Source organism: Cohnella ginsengisoli (assembly GCF_029525555.1).
GTDB classification, from domain to species: Bacteria; Bacillota; Bacilli; order Paenibacillales; family Paenibacillaceae; genus Cohnella; species Cohnella ginsengisoli.
In genome coordinates this window covers 173,017-187,613 of sequence record NZ_JAPDHZ010000002.1, presented here as the reverse complement: position 1 = coordinate 187,613, position 14,597 = coordinate 173,017, and the positions used below count along the sequence as shown (strand labels likewise).

13 protein-coding genes and 4 pseudogenes are annotated in these 14,597 nt (G+C 58.8%); 15 read left to right on the top strand and 2 right to left on the bottom strand.

Annotated features, from left to right (window positions below; genetic code table 11):
- Positions 1-29 precede the first annotated feature (29 nt).
- The 11 genes and pseudogenes from hfq (at position 30) to glnA (ending at position 10,680) form a co-directional block, all read left to right on the top strand.
- Positions 30-272, top strand: a complete 243-nt coding sequence (hfq, locus tag OMP38_RS00930; RefSeq protein WP_090112621.1) for an RNA chaperone Hfq — start codon at positions 30-32, stop codon at positions 270-272.
- A gap of 432 nt (positions 273-704) precedes the next feature.
- Positions 705-2,259 (top strand): annotated as a pseudogene (locus OMP38_RS34355) (transglycosylase domain-containing protein); the annotation flags it as partial.
- A 492-nt stretch (positions 2,260-2,751) separates the two neighbouring features.
- Positions 2,752-3,129: a hypothetical protein gene (locus OMP38_RS00915; RefSeq protein WP_277565240.1), complete on the top strand. Its 378-nt coding sequence runs from the start codon at positions 2,752-2,754 to the stop codon at positions 3,127-3,129.
- Between the two features lie 38 nt (positions 3,130-3,167).
- Positions 3,168-3,608, top strand: a complete 441-nt coding sequence (locus OMP38_RS00910; RefSeq protein ID WP_277563503.1) for a GNAT family N-acetyltransferase — start codon at positions 3,168-3,170, stop codon at positions 3,606-3,608.
- Between the two features lie 122 nt (positions 3,609-3,730).
- Positions 3,731-4,290: pseudogene (locus OMP38_RS00905) on the top strand (ribonuclease FAU-1 family protein).
- The gene (locus tag OMP38_RS00900; protein ID WP_277563502.1) at positions 4,287-4,943 is read left to right on the top strand and encodes a YdcF family protein; all 657 of its coding nucleotides are present in this window, start codon (positions 4,287-4,289) and stop codon (positions 4,941-4,943) included. Before OMP38_RS00905 ends, OMP38_RS00900 begins: the two are co-directional and overlap by 4 nt.
- A gap of 88 nt (positions 4,944-5,031) precedes the next feature.
- Positions 5,032-6,051, top strand: a complete 1,020-nt coding sequence (locus tag OMP38_RS00895; protein ID WP_277563501.1) for an AAA family ATPase — start codon at positions 5,032-5,034, stop codon at positions 6,049-6,051.
- 62 nt (positions 6,052-6,113) lie between these two features.
- Positions 6,114-7,416, top strand: a pseudogene (hflX, locus tag OMP38_RS00890) (GTPase HflX).
- Positions 7,417-7,462: 46 nt separating this feature from the next.
- On the top strand, positions 7,463-8,761 hold the full coding sequence (locus tag OMP38_RS00885) for a methionine gamma-lyase family protein (RefSeq protein WP_277563500.1): 1,299 nt from the start codon (positions 7,463-7,465) through the stop codon (positions 8,759-8,761).
- Positions 8,762-8,887: 126 nt separating this feature from the next.
- Entirely contained in the window at positions 8,888-9,307 is a 420-nt protein-coding gene (locus OMP38_RS00880) for a MerR family transcriptional regulator (RefSeq protein ID WP_090112609.1), read from the top strand.
- Between the two features lie 44 nt (positions 9,308-9,351).
- Positions 9,352-10,680 carry a type I glutamate--ammonia ligase gene (gene glnA / locus OMP38_RS00875; protein ID WP_277563499.1) on the top strand — a complete coding sequence of 443 codons (1,329 nt, stop codon included), beginning with the start codon at positions 9,352-9,354 and terminating at the stop codon, positions 10,678-10,680.
- An 85-nt stretch (positions 10,681-10,765) separates the two neighbouring features.
- Here glnA and lexA read toward each other — a convergent pair whose 3' ends face one another.
- Entirely contained in the window at positions 10,766-11,389 is a 624-nt protein-coding gene (gene lexA / locus OMP38_RS00870) for a transcriptional repressor LexA (RefSeq protein ID WP_090112606.1), read from the bottom strand.
- Positions 11,390-11,694: 305 nt separating this feature from the next.
- On the opposite strand from lexA, the gene OMP38_RS00865 reads away from it, so the two are divergent.
- The 4 genes and pseudogenes from OMP38_RS00865 to OMP38_RS00850 all read left to right on the top strand — a co-directional run bounded on the left by OMP38_RS00865 (position 11,695) and on the right by OMP38_RS00850 (position 13,876).
- The gene (locus tag OMP38_RS00865) at positions 11,695-12,003 is read left to right on the top strand and encodes a LysM peptidoglycan-binding domain-containing protein (RefSeq protein ID WP_277563498.1); all 309 of its coding nucleotides are present in this window, start codon (positions 11,695-11,697) and stop codon (positions 12,001-12,003) included.
- Between the two features lie 159 nt (positions 12,004-12,162).
- On the top strand, positions 12,163-12,360 hold the full coding sequence (locus OMP38_RS00860; RefSeq protein WP_277563497.1) for a DUF896 domain-containing protein: 198 nt from the start codon (positions 12,163-12,165) through the stop codon (positions 12,358-12,360).
- A gap of 202 nt (positions 12,361-12,562) precedes the next feature.
- Positions 12,563-13,000 (top strand): hypothetical protein, encoded by a 438-nt coding sequence (locus OMP38_RS00855; RefSeq protein WP_277563496.1) that lies wholly within the window; start codon positions 12,563-12,565, stop codon positions 12,998-13,000.
- 74 nt (positions 13,001-13,074) lie between these two features.
- A pseudogene (locus OMP38_RS00850) lies at positions 13,075-13,876 on the top strand (HAD family hydrolase).
- Between the two features lie 61 nt (positions 13,877-13,937).
- Here OMP38_RS00850 and OMP38_RS00845 read toward each other — a convergent pair.
- Positions 13,938-14,477 carry a cupin domain-containing protein gene (locus OMP38_RS00845; protein WP_277563495.1) on the bottom strand — a complete coding sequence of 180 codons (540 nt, stop codon included), beginning with the start codon at positions 14,475-14,477 and terminating at the stop codon, positions 13,938-13,940.
- Positions 14,478-14,597: the final 120 nt, after the last annotated feature.

Here is a 14,597-nt window from a genome sequence, read left to right as displayed (position 1 = left end):
GAAATTAATGGCGATGGGGGATACCGGTAATGAACAAGTCCATAAACATCCAGGATACGTTTCTGAATCAACTGCGCAAGGATAGCGTGCCCGTCACCGTTTACTTGACCAACGGCTTTCAGATTCGCGGCGTCGTCCGCGCCTTCGACAACTTCACGATCGTCATCGACAGCGACGGCCGGCAGCAGATGGTGTACAAGCATGCCATCAGCACGTTCATGCCGCAGCGCAACGTATCCCTTCAGCAGCAGGACGCCGGGGCCAACGCTTGACGCGTGCGCAGCTCCGTTAACGAAACCTTTCGCCCCCCTTCAGCGTCTAATTGAATAGCCAGGCCACAGGGCAACCCAACACTTGGGTTGTTCTTCTTTTTGAGCGGGTATGGTATAGACAGAGAAAAATCGTACTGTAAAAGGGGAGAAAGCCATTGGCTCAGTCAGCACCGAAACCGTCCCGCAGCGGGAAAGGCGGCAAGCCCCCCGCGCAAGCGCGGGCGGGGCAAAGTCGCTCTAATTTGGATCATCTGCATCGCCGTCTTGGCTGTTCTTGCCGCGGCGGTCGCGTACTTGCTCGTCATTTTGAACGGCGAACGCGTATTGTCGGCCAACCTCAACAAGCTCGATCTCGACCGTTCGACGATCGTAGCCGACGCAAACGGCAACCAAATCGCCAAAATATCGATCGCTGGCGGCAACCGCGAATACGTGCAATACAAAGATATTCCGCAAGCCGTCCGCGATGCCTTCGTCGCGGTCGAGGACAAACGGTTCTACGAGCACGGCGGCGTCGACTTGTTCGGCATCGGCCGGGCGCTCGCGAAGGACGTCGTCGCCCGCAGCATGGTCGAAGGCGCCAGCACGATCACCCAGCAGCTCGCCCGCAACCTGTTCCTGAACGCGGACAAGACGTGGTTCCGCAAAGGCACGGAGGCATCGATCGCGCTCGCGCTCGAACGGCACAAGACGAAGGAAGAGATTCTGGAGCTATACTTGAACCGGATCTACTTCGGCAACGGGCAATACGGCATCAAGACGGCGGCGAAGTTTTACTTCGGCGTCGGCGATCTCGACCAGCTGAAGACCTGGCAGATCGCCACGCTGGCCGCGATTCCGAAGGGACCGAGCATCTACAATCCTTACAAGCATCCGGACAACTCCATGGAGCGCCGCGGCGTCGTGCTGCGTCTCATGACGGATCAAGGCCTCATCACGGAGCAAGAGCGCGAGGATGCCGCGGCGATCGTCTATAAGCCTTCGATGGCGATGACGAATACGAGCAAGTTCGCCAGCTACACGGATTATGCGATCGACGAAGCGCTCGAGAAGCTGAATCTGACGGAGGAAGAGCTGCTGTCGGGCGGCTATACGATCTATACGACGATCGACACGGCTGCCCAAAGCGCGATGGAAAGCGAATTTTCCAAGGACGCCAACTTCGAAAAAAGCGAGGACGACACGCCGATCCAGGGTGCGATGGTCATCATGGACCAGCACGACGGCTCGCTCAAGGCGATGGTCGGCGGCCGAGACTACCAGAAGAGCGGGCTCAACCGGGTGGAGAGCCAGCGGCAGCCGGGTTCCTCGTTCAAGCCGATCGTCTCCTACGGACCGGCGCTCGAGACCGGGAAATTCACGCCCGATTCGACGCTGCGCGACGACAAGATCTGTTACAACAACGGCAAATATTGCCCGAAGGATTCGAACAAGAACCCTTATGTCGGGGCCATCGCGATGAAGGATGCGATCAAAGGCTCGATCAACCAGCCGGCCGTCTGGCTGCTTAACGAGATCGGCGTGTCCACTGGCGTCAAGTTCGCCGCCAAGCTCGGCATCGATCTCGACAAGGACGACCGCAACCTCGCGATCGCGCTCGGGGGGGCTGACCAAAGGCGTGACGCCTGTGCAGATGGCCCGCGCCTACGGTACGTTCGCCAACGGCGGACAACTGCAGGACGCGCACGCCGTGCTGAAGATCACCGACGCCTCCGGCAAGCCGGTTTATACGTTCAAGGCGCCGGGCGACAATCAAGTGATCAAGCCGATGACCGCGTATTACGTGACCGAGATCATGAAGGGCGTCGTCAGCGGCGGCACGGGAACGAAGGCGCAGATCGGCGGCCGGACCGTCGCCGGCAAGACCGGCACGACGCAGCTCGGGCTCAAAGGCGTCAGCTCCAGCGGCAACCGCGACGTCTGGTTCGTCGGCTATACGCCGGAATACACGGCGGCGGTCTGGATGGGCTACGACAAGACCGATACGAAGCATTATGTCAAAAAGAGCAGCGGTCAGGCCGCAGCGCTATTCTCCAAAGTTATGAAGAAGGCGCTCGAGGGCAAAGCGAAGCAATCGTTCCCCGTGCCGGATCAAGCGAAGGAGCAGCCTACTCCGACGCCGACGGAGAACGCGGCGATTACCGATCTGACCGGCGTATACGACTCCCAGCAGGTATCGGTAGCCTTGAACTGGACCGCCGTACCGGGCGACGATATCACGTACAAGATTTATCGCCAGGCGAGCGGAGAGAACGAGTTCAAGCTGCTGGTCGAGTCCGTGACGCCGTCGGCCGAGGATCTGTCGATCATGCCGGATACGACATACACGTATTACGTGAAACCGTACGATCCGAAAAACGGAACGGAGGGCGCCGAGTCGAATCGCGTCACAGTCGAGGTGACGTCCGAGCTCGAGCCGACGCCAACGCCGACGCCGACCCCAGGCGAGCCGACGGAGACGCCATCGGACGGCACGGACGTGCCGGATGAAGGAGACGGCGGCGATCAAGGCGAGCCGACGCCGGACGGCGGGCTACCGACGAACACGGAGCAGCCTTCTTCGACGCCGACAGCGACGCCTACATCAACGCCGACGCCAACGCCGACGCCTCAGGCGACGGAGTCGACAGGCCCTGTCGCCCGCGCGACAACCTCGCCGACGGTGCTGCCGACGAGTACGGCGACCGCCGACCCGAAGGTCAAAAAAAGAGAAGAAGAAAAAAGACGAAGCCGGGGCGGCAACCGATGCCGCGACCGGCACTGCGGATCAGGTCGCTCCTTAAATCCGTATCGACCCCGCTCTGCTTCAGACAAGCGCGTCCGCGCTTGTCTTTTTTTCGTTTATTGTACAAAATAGGTTCATTGCAGAGAGAGATGAAGCGGGAGGAATCGCGAGTGGAATGCAAATTGGTAACCGAGCAAAGCGAATTGGAACAATGTTTGGCCGTAAGGACGGAAGTATTCGTGCAGGAACAAGGCGTTTCGCCCGAGGAAGAGGTCGACGAATACGATGCGTCCCCCTCCGCCTGCAGACACTTTCTGGCGACGGACCACGGAAAACCCTTAGCGGCCGCCCGCTGGAAAACGTTTGAACCCGGAATAGCCAAGCTGCAGCGCATCGCCGTCAGGCTTCACTACCGCGGCCGTTCGATCGGCCGTCTGATCGTGACGGCGATGGAGCGGGATGCGGCGGAGATGGGGTACGAGCGCGCCATCCTGGACGCGCAATGCAGCGCCGAGCCTTTTTACGCGAAGCTAGGCTACGCCACGATTTCCGAGGAACCTTTCTATGACGCCGGCATTTTGCATGTCAGGATGAGCAAGGCGCTGCGGTAATTTTGCCGATTGTCGGAGATCCCGCAATAGCTTCAGTGGCGCAGGGAGGGCTTAACTGGTTCAAGAAGGCAAGTTGTGGTAAGCTTTGTGTAAACCTGATTATCGTGAACGAGAGAGGATTTATGAAACGAAAATTTTCCGACCGGGCCAATTGGCGCCGCATCTTGAAAAAAAATTATGCATGCATCCCCATGGACGAACCTTATTTCCGCGGGTTTGTGACGCTCTACCGGATTCAAGACCTGCGCGATCCGCTCTGGAAAGAGTATAACGGCAAGCGGATGTGCCTGGCGGACAAGGGATATTTGTGGACGCAGCATTATCCGCGGGGGAGCACTTCGTCGTGACGACGATGTTCGACCAGCGCGGCCAGGTCGTTCAATGGTATATCGATATTTGCAAGACGCAAGGTCTGACCGACCAGCAGGTGCCTTGGTTCGACGATCTGTATCTGGACATCGTCGTGCTCCCGACCGGAGAGACGCTATTGTTGGACGAGGACGAGCTGGAGGATGCGCTGGGCGACGGCCATATTACGCCCCGCGACTCGGCCATGGCGCATCGGACCGCGCAGCGGCTCTTGTCGCTGATTCGTCAGAAAAAGTTTCCTTATTTCGATATGAGCCTTAAACACCGCAAGCTGTTTCTCGAACGTCTCGGCTGGGAGAACGTTACGCCGTGAGCGGGGCCGCGAATCGCGAACGAAGCGCGGCCGGATCTGTCGTCCGTCTGCGCCGAAAGCGTCTTCGAGCGGCCGCCTATGTAGTGAGCGCCGGCATGCTGGCGCTTTTTCTTTGGTGCGGCAGTCTGTTTGTCGTCATCGGGCGATTCGAAGGCGAACCTGCTAAAGGGTTGCCTGCAACCTCGGACGTCGGAATCGTGCTTGGCGCGTCGTTGTGGGACAACAAGCCGAGTCCGGGCTTGCAGGAGCGTCTCGACCAAGCGATGACGCTCTACCGGGCGGACGTGTTCAGCCGCTTTATCGTCACGGGCGGACTGGACGCCGGAGGCGCCGTGCTCACCGAAGCGGAAGGCATGCGCGATTATTTGCTGCAGCGGGGCGTACCCGCTTCGGCGATTTTGATCGAGCCCAAGGCGACGAGCACGTACGAAAACCTGAAGTTTTCGAAGGCGATCATGGAGGCGCATGGGTGGCGTACCGCTGTCATCGTAACGCATCAATATCACGGGTCCAGATCGCTTGACATCGCCGAGGCGCTTGATTACGAGCGGCCGCAAGTGAGCGTGACGGATTCGAAGGTCATGAACATGGCTTATCACCGGACTCGCGAAGTGCTGGCCTACACGAAGTGGCTGCTTCAGAAGTGGCGCTGAGCTTGCAGTTGCATGATGCCTGACCGGCCCGAATAGACTGATAATGCGGCGTTCGCGCCGACTTTCGTCTGCGGGGTGTGAGCCAGTCATGAATGCTAGAGCGCAGGGCGAGCGGGATAGCGCCGCCGCGGCGAGGCCCGCCAGACAAATCAACGTGGTGCTTCGCAGCCAGGACGCGGCGCCGGCCGGTGCCGCGTCCAGTCCGGAGGCGCTCGCCGCGGGACGCGGTCTGCCATCCACAGGTCCTTGGGCCATGTGGCAGCAGGAGCTTGAGCGCATGGTCGGACTCGACAACGTCAAGGAGCTCGTCTATGAGATTTATGCGCTGCTGCAGATCGCCCAGTACCGGGGCGATGCGGGGCTTCATAGCCAGTCGCACGTATACCATATGATTTTCAGAGGCAATCCGGGTACCGGCAAGACAACCGTCGCCCGGCTGCTCGCCAAGCTTTTTCAGAGCATGGGTCTGCTGACCAAAGGTCATTTGGTCGAGGTCGAACGCGCCGACCTGGTCGGCGAGTATATCGGCCATACCGCGCAGAAGACGCGGGATCTCGTGAAAAAGGCGCTCGGCGGCGTATTGTTCGTCGACGAGGCCTATTCGCTCGCCCGGGGCGGGGAAAAGGATTTCGGCAAGGAAGCGATCGATACGCTCGTCAAGGCGATGGAGGACCATCGCAATCAGTTCGTGCTCATCCTGGCAGGTTATCCGCTCGAGATCGACATGTTCATGATGACGAACCCGGGGCTCCCGTCCCGGTTCCCGATCCAGATGGATTTTCCCGATTTTACCGTGGACCAGCTGCTGCAGATCGCCGAAGGGATGGCGAGAGAACGCGATTACGTGCTGCTGCCCCAAGCGGTCGCCAAGCTGAAGCAGAACGTGCTTCAGGAAAAAGAAGCGGCGGGACATCCGTTCAGCAACGCCCGGTACGTGCGCAATATGCTGGAACGCGCGATTCGCAACCAAGCGGTGCGGCTGCTCCAGCAATATCCGTCCGCGTCGCCGTCGAGGCAGGAGCTGGTCGGCATACGCCCGGAAGATTTGAAGCCGCTGCCCGCGGCCGGGACGCCGGCGGGACCCGCGTTCGGCTGGGGCTTCAATTAGAGCGCGGCAATGCGGGTATAGTATAAGGTGACGATTCGAAGCACTGGAGGCAGCCGATAGAGATGAAGCCTAATACTTACGATACGGGTGCCGATCGAGGCGAGCGCGCGCTGCTCGTCAGCCTGGTTACCGAAGCCGTGCGACAATCGGGCGCGGATCCGGCGCATTCGATGGACGAACTCGCGAATCTGGCGGATACCGCGGGCGTCGAAGTCGTCGGCCGCATGATGCAGAACAGGGACGTGCCGGACGCGAGATGGTTCGTCGGCAAGGGCAAAGCCCAAGAAATCAAGGCGATGATTGCCGAAGAAGCGGCGACGACGGCGATCTTCGATCAGGAGCTGTCCGGCGTGCAAGTGCGCAACCTCGAAGAAGAGCTGGACGTCAAGATCATCGACCGCACCCAGCTCATCCTCGATATTTTCGCGGGCAGAGCCAAGACGAGAGAAGGCATCCTGCAAGTCGAGCTGGCCCAACTGTCGTATCTGCTGCCGAGATTGTCCGGGCAGGGCAAAAATCTGTCCCGGCTCGGCGGCGGCATCGGGACGCGGGGACCGGGCGAGACGAAGCTCGAGACGGACCGCCGTCACATTCGAGGACGGATAACCGAGCTGAAGCGCCAGCTCGAGGGCGTGATGGCGCACCGCAAGCTGCATCGGGAACGCCGCAAAAAAAACGGCGTCGTCCAGGTCGCGCTCGTCGGCTATACGAACGCCGGGAAGTCGACGCTGCTGCGGCAGCTCACGAGCGCCGACGTATTTGCGGAGAATAAGCTTTTCGCCACGCTCGATCCGACCTCCCGCGCGCTGTCGCTGCCCAGCGGCAAGGAAGTGCTGCTCACCGATACGGTCGGCTTCATTCAGAACCTGCCGCACGATCTCGTGGCGGCGTTCCGGGCGACGCTCGAAGAGGTCAACGAAGCGGACCTGCTGCTGCATGTCGTGGACGCCTCGTCCCCGATGCGGGACCGGCAGCGGGCTGTCGTGGACGAGGTGCTGTCAGAGCTGGGCGCCGGCGGCCAGCCTTCGCTGCTCGTGTACAACAAGATCGACGAATGCCCGCCCGCGGCGATCGGACTGCTCGCGGGAGGCCCTGACGCGCTGCGCGTCAGCGCGTTCAGCGCGCGGGACATGGACTCGCTCGTGCGGCGCATCGAGGACAAGCTTCTGGGCGACGTCCGGCTGCTGTCGCTCCCCCGCGGAACGCGGCGAGTTGGCCGCGCTTGCCTACCGCGTAGGCGAAGTGCTCGAACAGGGGACGGACGAGGATCGTTTGCTGCTTAAGCTTCGCATCAATCCGGCGGACCTGGAAAAGTACGGACGGCCGCTTGAGCATTATTTTGTAGAAAACATGAATTCGGTCTAATCGTAAGCGCGAACCGGTTCGGAAATGGGAGCAAGGAATGATGAGGATGAACGACGGCAAGGACAACCTGCAATCGGAGCAGGAATGGCAGCGGCTGGCCGACCGGGCGGAGAAGCTCGCGGCCGGTCGGTTCGCGGAGACGGACCGCATCGCAGAACGGAACAACTGGAAGGTCATCCGCGCTTTTCGCAAGCATAAAGTGAGCGATTACCATTTCGCCTCATCGACGGGCTACGGCTATAACGACAGGGGACGCGAGGTGCTCGATCTCGTATACGCAGAAGTATTCGGAGCGGAGGCCGCACTGGTGCGTCCTCATTTTGCTTCGGGCACGCACACGATCTCGACGGCGCTGTTCGGCGTGCTGCGTCCGGGCGACGAGATACTGTTCGTGACCGGCGAGCCGTACGATACGCTGCGCAAGGTCGTAGGCAAGCCGGGGGACGGGATCGGCTCGCTTGCCGACTGGGGCATTAAGGCGAAGTCGATTCCGCTGCAGGCGGACGGCGGCGTTGACTTTGCCGCGGTCGCCGCTGCCGTGACGCCCCGCACGCGCGTATTCGCGATCCAGCGCTCCCGCGGCTACGAATGGCGGTCTTCGTTCACGATCGACCGGATCGCGGAAATGGTGCGCATGCTGCGGGAATTGAAGCCCGATGCCATTATTTTCGCGGACAATTGCTACGGCGAGTTTACGGAAGACCGCGAGCCGTGCGAGGTCGGCGTCGATCTGATCGCCGGCTCGCTCATTAAAAATCCGGGCGGCGGACTCGCCGCGAGCGGCGGATATATCGCGGGCAAGACGGAGCTCGTCGAGCAGGCCGCCTTCCGCATGACCGCGCCCGGCATCGGCGCGGAAGTCGGCGCCATGCTCGGCACGACGCGGTCGATTTACCAAGGGCTGTTCCTGGCGCCGCTGCTCGTCTCCCAGGCGGTTCGCGGCAGCATCTTCGCGGCGGCCGTTTTCGAGCAGCTCGGCTTCGAGACGAAGCCCGCATGGGACGAGCCCCGTACCGACCTTATCCAGGCGATCGCCTTCGGCTCGGAGGCGCCGCTGATCGCTTTCGTCCAAGCGGTGCAGCGCGCGGCCGCGGTGGACGCCCATGTCGTCCCCGAGCCGTGGGACATGCCCGGCTACGAGCATCCGGTCATTATGGCGGCGGGCACCTTCATTCAAGGCGGCAGTCTGGAGCTGTCCGCGGACGCTCCGATCCGGGAGCCTTATATCGCCTATATGCAGGGCGGCTTGACCTACGCGCACGTGAAACTGGCGGTGAGGGAAGCATGGGAGACGCTGCGGGATCGCGGCATGCTCGCAGGGATGTCAGTTCGGCGGGATCAATAACCGAGCCTGCAGACGGCCGCGTATGCTCATTGGAATTAAACCTTACATTCCTTGACACGTTTTGCGGCCCGGGGTTACAATGGAAGAGGTTGCAAATTCCGCGCCCAGATGGAAGGTTGATACGAAATGGCTGGCGACGAAATACGCAGAAATATGGCGCTGTTCCCGATTGGCATTGTCATGAAGCTGACCGATCTGACCGCCCGGCAAATACGATATTACGAACAACATGAATTGATTCAGCCCGCGCGGACTGCCGGCAATCAGCGTCTGTTCTCGTTCAACGACGTCGAGCGTCTGCTCGAGATCAAGGCGCTGATCGAAAAGGGCGTCAACATCGCCGGCATCAAACAGGTGATGAATCCCGTAGGGGAGAGCGCGGACGACGCGACGATCATCAACGAGCTTTCCGAGGTCAAGCGTCGCGAGATGACCGAATCCCAGCTTCACCGGATGCTCAAGCAGCAGATCATGTCCGGCAATAAGCGCCCGGGCCAAGTATCGCTTATTCAGGGCGAGCTGTCCCGATTTTACAAGAACAAGTAGCATTACGTAGCTATACCCACAACGACCATTCTCAGGAGGCTGTCATGAGCTACTCGCGCGAGGATATCATTCGGATCGCCAAGGAAGAAAACGTACGCTTCATCCGCTTGCAATTTACCGATCTGATGGGCATCATCAAAAACGTGGAAATTCCCGTAAGCCAGCTCCAGAAGGCGTTGGACAACAAAATGATGTTCGACGGCTCCTCCATCGAAGGCTACGTGCGGATCGAGGAGTCCGACATGTATCTATATCCGGACCTCGACACCTGGGTCGTTTTCCCGTGGGTCACGGAAGACCGCGTCGCTCGCCTGATCTGCGACATCTATATGCCGGACGGCACGCCGTTCGCCGGCGATCCGCGCGGCATTTTGAAGCGCGCGCTCGAAGAGGCCGAAGAGCTCGGCTATACGTCGTTCAACGTCGGACCGGAGCCCGAGTTTTTCCTGTTCCAGACCGACGAGAAGGGCAATCCGACGACCGAGCTCAACGACCAAGGCGGATATTTCGACCTCGCGCCGACCGATCTCGGCGAGAACTGCCGCCGCGACATCGTGCTCATGCTCGAGGAGATGGGCTTCGAGATCGAAGCCTCTCACCACGAGGTCGCTCCGGGACAGCATGAGATCGACTTCAAATACGCGGACGCCATCAAGGCGGCCGACCAGATCCAGACGTTCAAGCTCGTCGTCAAGACGATCGCGCGTAAGCACGGACTGCACGCGACGTTCATGCCGAAGCCGCTTTACGGCATGAACGGCTCGGGCATGCACTGCCATCAGTCGCTGTTCAAAGGCTCGGAGAACGCGTTCTATGACGCAAACGACCGTCTCGGACTAAGCACGGTGGCGCGTCATTATATGGCCGGCATCCTGCAGCACGCGCGGGGCATGGCCGCCATCACGAATCCGACCGTCAATTCGTTCAAACGCCTAGTTCCTGGCTACGAAGCGCCTTGTTATGTCGCCTGGTCGGCAAGCAATCGCAGCCCGATGATCCGTATTCCGGCTTCGCGCGGTCTCAGCACGCGCGTCGAAGTCCGCAACCCGGATCCGGCGGCCAATCCGTATCTGGCGCTGGCGGTCATGCTGAAGTCGGGACTCGACGGCATTCGCAACAAGACTGCGCTTCCGGCGCCGGTCGACCGCAACATTTACGTTATGAGCGACGAAGAGCGGATCGACGCCGGCATTCCGAGCCTGCCGCTCAACCTGCGCGAAGCCCTCTCCGAGATGCTGCGCGACGAGGTCGTCTGCGAAGCGCTCGGCGATCACGCGCTCACGCACTTCTATGAGATGAAGGAAATCGAATACGACATCTATCGCACCCAGGTTCACCAATGGGAGCGGGATCAGTATTTGACGACTTATTGATATTCGGCCGGAACGAAGAAGCCTCGGCGATCGCTTAGCGATGCCGAGGCTTCTTCGTGTTCAAGTTAAGCGGAATGTATATTTCTTAACGGATGCTGCGGATTAAACCGATGACTTTGCCCAAAATGCTGACGTTGTTCAAGCGCAGCGGCTCCATCGTGCTGTTCTCCGGTTGGAGGCGAATATGGTCGCGCTCCTTGTAGAACGTCTTGACCGTCGCTTCGTCCTCTTCGGTCATGGCGACGACGATATCGCCGTTCGTGGCGGTCTGCTGCTGGCGTACGATGACATAATCGCCACTGTGGATACCGGCGTCGATCATGCTGTCGCCTCTGACGGAGAGCATGAATACCGTCTGCTCGCCGACCATCTGGGCGGGAAGCGGGAAGTACTCTTCGATATTCTCCGTCGCGGTGATCGGCACGCCCGCCGTAACCTTGCCTACGAGCGGGACGGAACGGACCGACTGCGCGAACTGGATGACCGGATCCTGCTCGCCGTCCGTAATCTCGATCGCGCGCGGCTTGGTCGGATCGCGGCGAATCAGGCCTTTCTTTTCGAGACGGTCGAGATGGCCGTGCACGGTAGAACTCGATGCGAGCCCTACGGCTTCGCCGATCTCGCGCACGGACGGGGGATAGCCCTTGTCCTTCACTTCGTTCTTAATAAATTCCAATATGGCGGATTGACGGTTGGACATCTTCGACACCTCGAAGCCCTCCTACTGACTTAAAAATTCATATGACAAATTATAACACAGAACCGGAGTTCGTACAAACATTCGTTCTTAGAGAACCTGTGTTCGTAAAACGGTTGACTCAAACGTATGTTCGTGATATCCTCATATCAGAACAAACGTTTGGGGTGGATGAGATGGTACAAGTACAGCTTATCGGTTCGGATTCGTTGAAGTCCAATGATTATACATATGGGAATCGAAAGACGGGAACAGGTCGGGCATCCGGCTCTGCTGCTCGGTCCAAGAGCACGTCTTTATCGAGCGTTATTCAATCGTTGGTTACCATTAAAGGGCTTCGATTGATATTGATTCCGATCGTCGCGCTTCTGATTTACGCCGGACTGTCTATGATGAGCGCGTCCGCCGAGCCCGAATCCATTCGTCCGGCCACGGCTGCCGAAGCGACCGTGACGGTTGATAGCGGAGACACGTTGTGGTCGATTGCCGAGGATGCCAAGCCCTCCGGCATGAAGACGGTGGCCGCCGTACATCTGATCATGAAGCGCAACGGACTGACTTCATCCTCCATCTCTTCGGGTCAACGCTTGGTGCTTCCGGCCAAACTGTCAGATTCATCTCATTGAGAACAAATGTTCTGAATGCTGCTTTGTTCGCGATATGACCATTACTTGAATAATCTATCTTAACCGACCGATGCATATCGGTCTTTTTGCTTTCGCCTCGCCTTGACATTCCCTTTGCGATATTGTCAAATGAGAAGAGGCAACACGGGAGGTGACCCTATGGAATTCGACAAGCTGATCGCTCGGATTAACGAGTTGGCACATAAGCACAAGACGACCGGATTGACCGAGGAAGAGACCGTCGAGCGGCAGAAGCTGCGTCAGGTTTACTTGGATAACTTCAAGCGTAACTTCAAACAACAACTCGATCAGATCGAATGGACGGACGAACCTCCGGCAAATACGATTAAGCATTAATACGCATTCGCCATGCATCAATAATTAATGGCATTAATGTTAGGTGTGCGGCCTTATTCATGCGGCAACGCGGCAAAGCCGGCTTAATGCCGGCTTTGTCTATACATAGGAGGGTATGCAGTGTCACGTTCATGGGAACGCGCCGTACAGCGCAATTCGAAGGAAATCAACAAGCGCCGCAAAAAAAGAGGGCAAGCAGAGCTTGTCCGCGCCGGCGGCTCAGATCGACCGCTTCAAGGGGCGGAGTTTCATTATGCCGTTTACGCTCGTGCTGCTGATCGTGTTTTACATTCTGATGTTCCAGCCGTGGTCCGCCGACTTTAAGTCGAGCGCAGGCATGTTTTGGGCGACGGTCGGTTGTTACGTGCTTCTTGCCGTGTTTTACTTCCTTCGCAGGCCTTACTTGGCCGTCTCGAAGGATAGGCTGGAGACGCGCAAATTCGCGGGATACAAGACGCTTAAACCGCTAGAAGTGCGGAAGATCGTTCAGATGCCGGGCTACATCGTCATCGAACCGGTCAAAGGCGGCAACTGGGTGTTCTCCAAGCTGATGAACCGGTACCCGCTGGACGCGATGTCCGTTCGTCTCAAAGAGTTCGCAGGCCAGCATCAGATCGAGTGGGAGACGCGCGCCAAGTAAGGGAGCCAGAAGCTGGAATCTAGAATTTCTATAACATGCTTTTAAAGAATCGCGCACGGGAGAGATGGACGGGAATGAAGATTCAAGCGGTTATGTTCGATTTGGACGATACGCTGCTTTGGGATGACCGAAGCGTAAAGCAAGCTTTCGAGGCGACATGCGAGCTGGCTTCGCGGGAAGCCGGCGTTGATGCGGCAGCATTGGAAGAGGCGGTAAGACGCGAAGCGCGCGCGCTTTACGAAACGTACGATACGTTTCCTTTCACGCAGATGATCGGGATCAACCCGTTCGAGGGCTTATGGGGGGAACTTCAAGGCCGGCGAACATGAAATGTTCAGGCGGATGGAGGCGATCGTGCCGGACTACAGGCGGGAAGCTTGGACGCGCGGGCTCAAGGCACTCGGCGTAGACGATCCGGCGCTCGGCGCTAAGCTTGCGGAGGAGTTTCCGGCTCATCGCCGGAAGCTGCCGCTCGCCTACGAGGAGACGTTCGAGGTGCTTGACGCGCTCAAGAGCCGTTACAAGCTCCTTCTCCTGACGAACGGCTCGCCCGACTTGCAGGAGGAGAAGCTCGCGATGACGCCCGAGCTGATCCCCTACTTTGACGAGATCGTCATCTCCGGGCAATTCGGAGAAGGCAAGCCGTCGCCGAGATTGTTCGCGCACGCGCTTCAGCGGCTCGGACTTCAAGCCGGCGACTGCGTCATGGTCGGCGACAAACTGACGACGGACATCAAGGGCGCCAACGGCGTCGGGATGATCTCGATCTGGATCAACCGGCACGGCGTCGTTCGCAACGACGAGATCGTGCCGAGCTACGAGATCGCGAGTCTGAGCGAATTGCAGCCGCTTCTGGACAAGCTCTCCGCGGAATGACAAAGCGCCGGATCCCCGAGAAGAAGGGTTCCGGCGCTTTTTTTAATGCGAAGAATACGAATTATTTGACGAAAGCGGGATCCTCGTAAGGATGCGCGATCCAGCCCTCGGTCTCGATGAACAGGCGAACGGCGACGACCTTCTTGGACTCGGTCAGGGTGAAGAAGTGAACGCTGCCTTCCGGTACGGAGATGACGTCGCCGGCGCTCAGGATGACGTCGAAGTATCCGGTCGCTTCGTCGCCGCGGATGATGAAGATGCCTTCGCCGGCCGTGATCGCCCGTACTTCGTCTTCGGTGTGCGTGTGGATCTGCTCGAACTTCTTCAGCAGCTCTTCGATGTTCGGCGTGGACTCGGACAGGACGACGATGTCCCAAGTCTTGTAGCCGCGGCGTCCCGCCAGGTCGCGAATCTCGGCGTCGAAGGTGGACAGGATCTCGGCCTTGTCCTCGGCGCTCAGGTCGAAGTTTTCTTGCAGGCGCTCAGGCAGCTTGGCCGGATTCCAGTGTTCGTAAAGCACGCCTTGCTTGTCGAGGAAGGAACGGACGTTGTCTTCTCCTTCGATCAATTCGTTCGTATTGCGCACGCGAACTTTTGCCATTTTCAATTCCTTCTTTCCCACTATGAATTTAAGTATTTGTTGATTCAATTATAATCCTTGCCACGCTGTTTGTCGACACATCCAACCTGATCTTTTCGGGAATAAAACATTCTGCTACTA

What these genes read in the sequence shown, in the direction of transcription:
- OMP38_RS00860 (WP_277563497.1), top strand. Translation starts at nt 12,163, where the DNA reads ATGGAATTCGACAAGCTGATCGCTCGGATTAACGAGTTGGCACATAAG.
- OMP38_RS00885 (WP_277563500.1), top strand. Translation starts at nt 7,463, where the DNA reads ATGAACGACGGCAAGGACAACCTGCAATCGGAGCAGGAATGGCAGCGG.
- OMP38_RS00845 (WP_277563495.1), bottom strand. Translation starts at nt 14,477, where the DNA reads ATGGCAAAAGTTCGCGTGCGCAATACGAACGAATTGATCGAAGGAGAA.
- hfq (WP_090112621.1), top strand. Translation starts at nt 30, where the DNA reads ATGAACAAGTCCATAAACATCCAGGATACGTTTCTGAATCAACTGCGC.
- glnA (WP_277563499.1), top strand. Translation starts at nt 9,352, where the DNA reads ATGAGCTACTCGCGCGAGGATATCATTCGGATCGCCAAGGAAGAAAAC.
- OMP38_RS00895 (WP_277563501.1), top strand. Translation starts at nt 5,032, where the DNA reads ATGAATGCTAGAGCGCAGGGCGAGCGGGATAGCGCCGCCGCGGCGAGG.
- OMP38_RS00880 (WP_090112609.1), top strand. Translation starts at nt 8,888, where the DNA reads ATGGCTGGCGACGAAATACGCAGAAATATGGCGCTGTTCCCGATTGGC.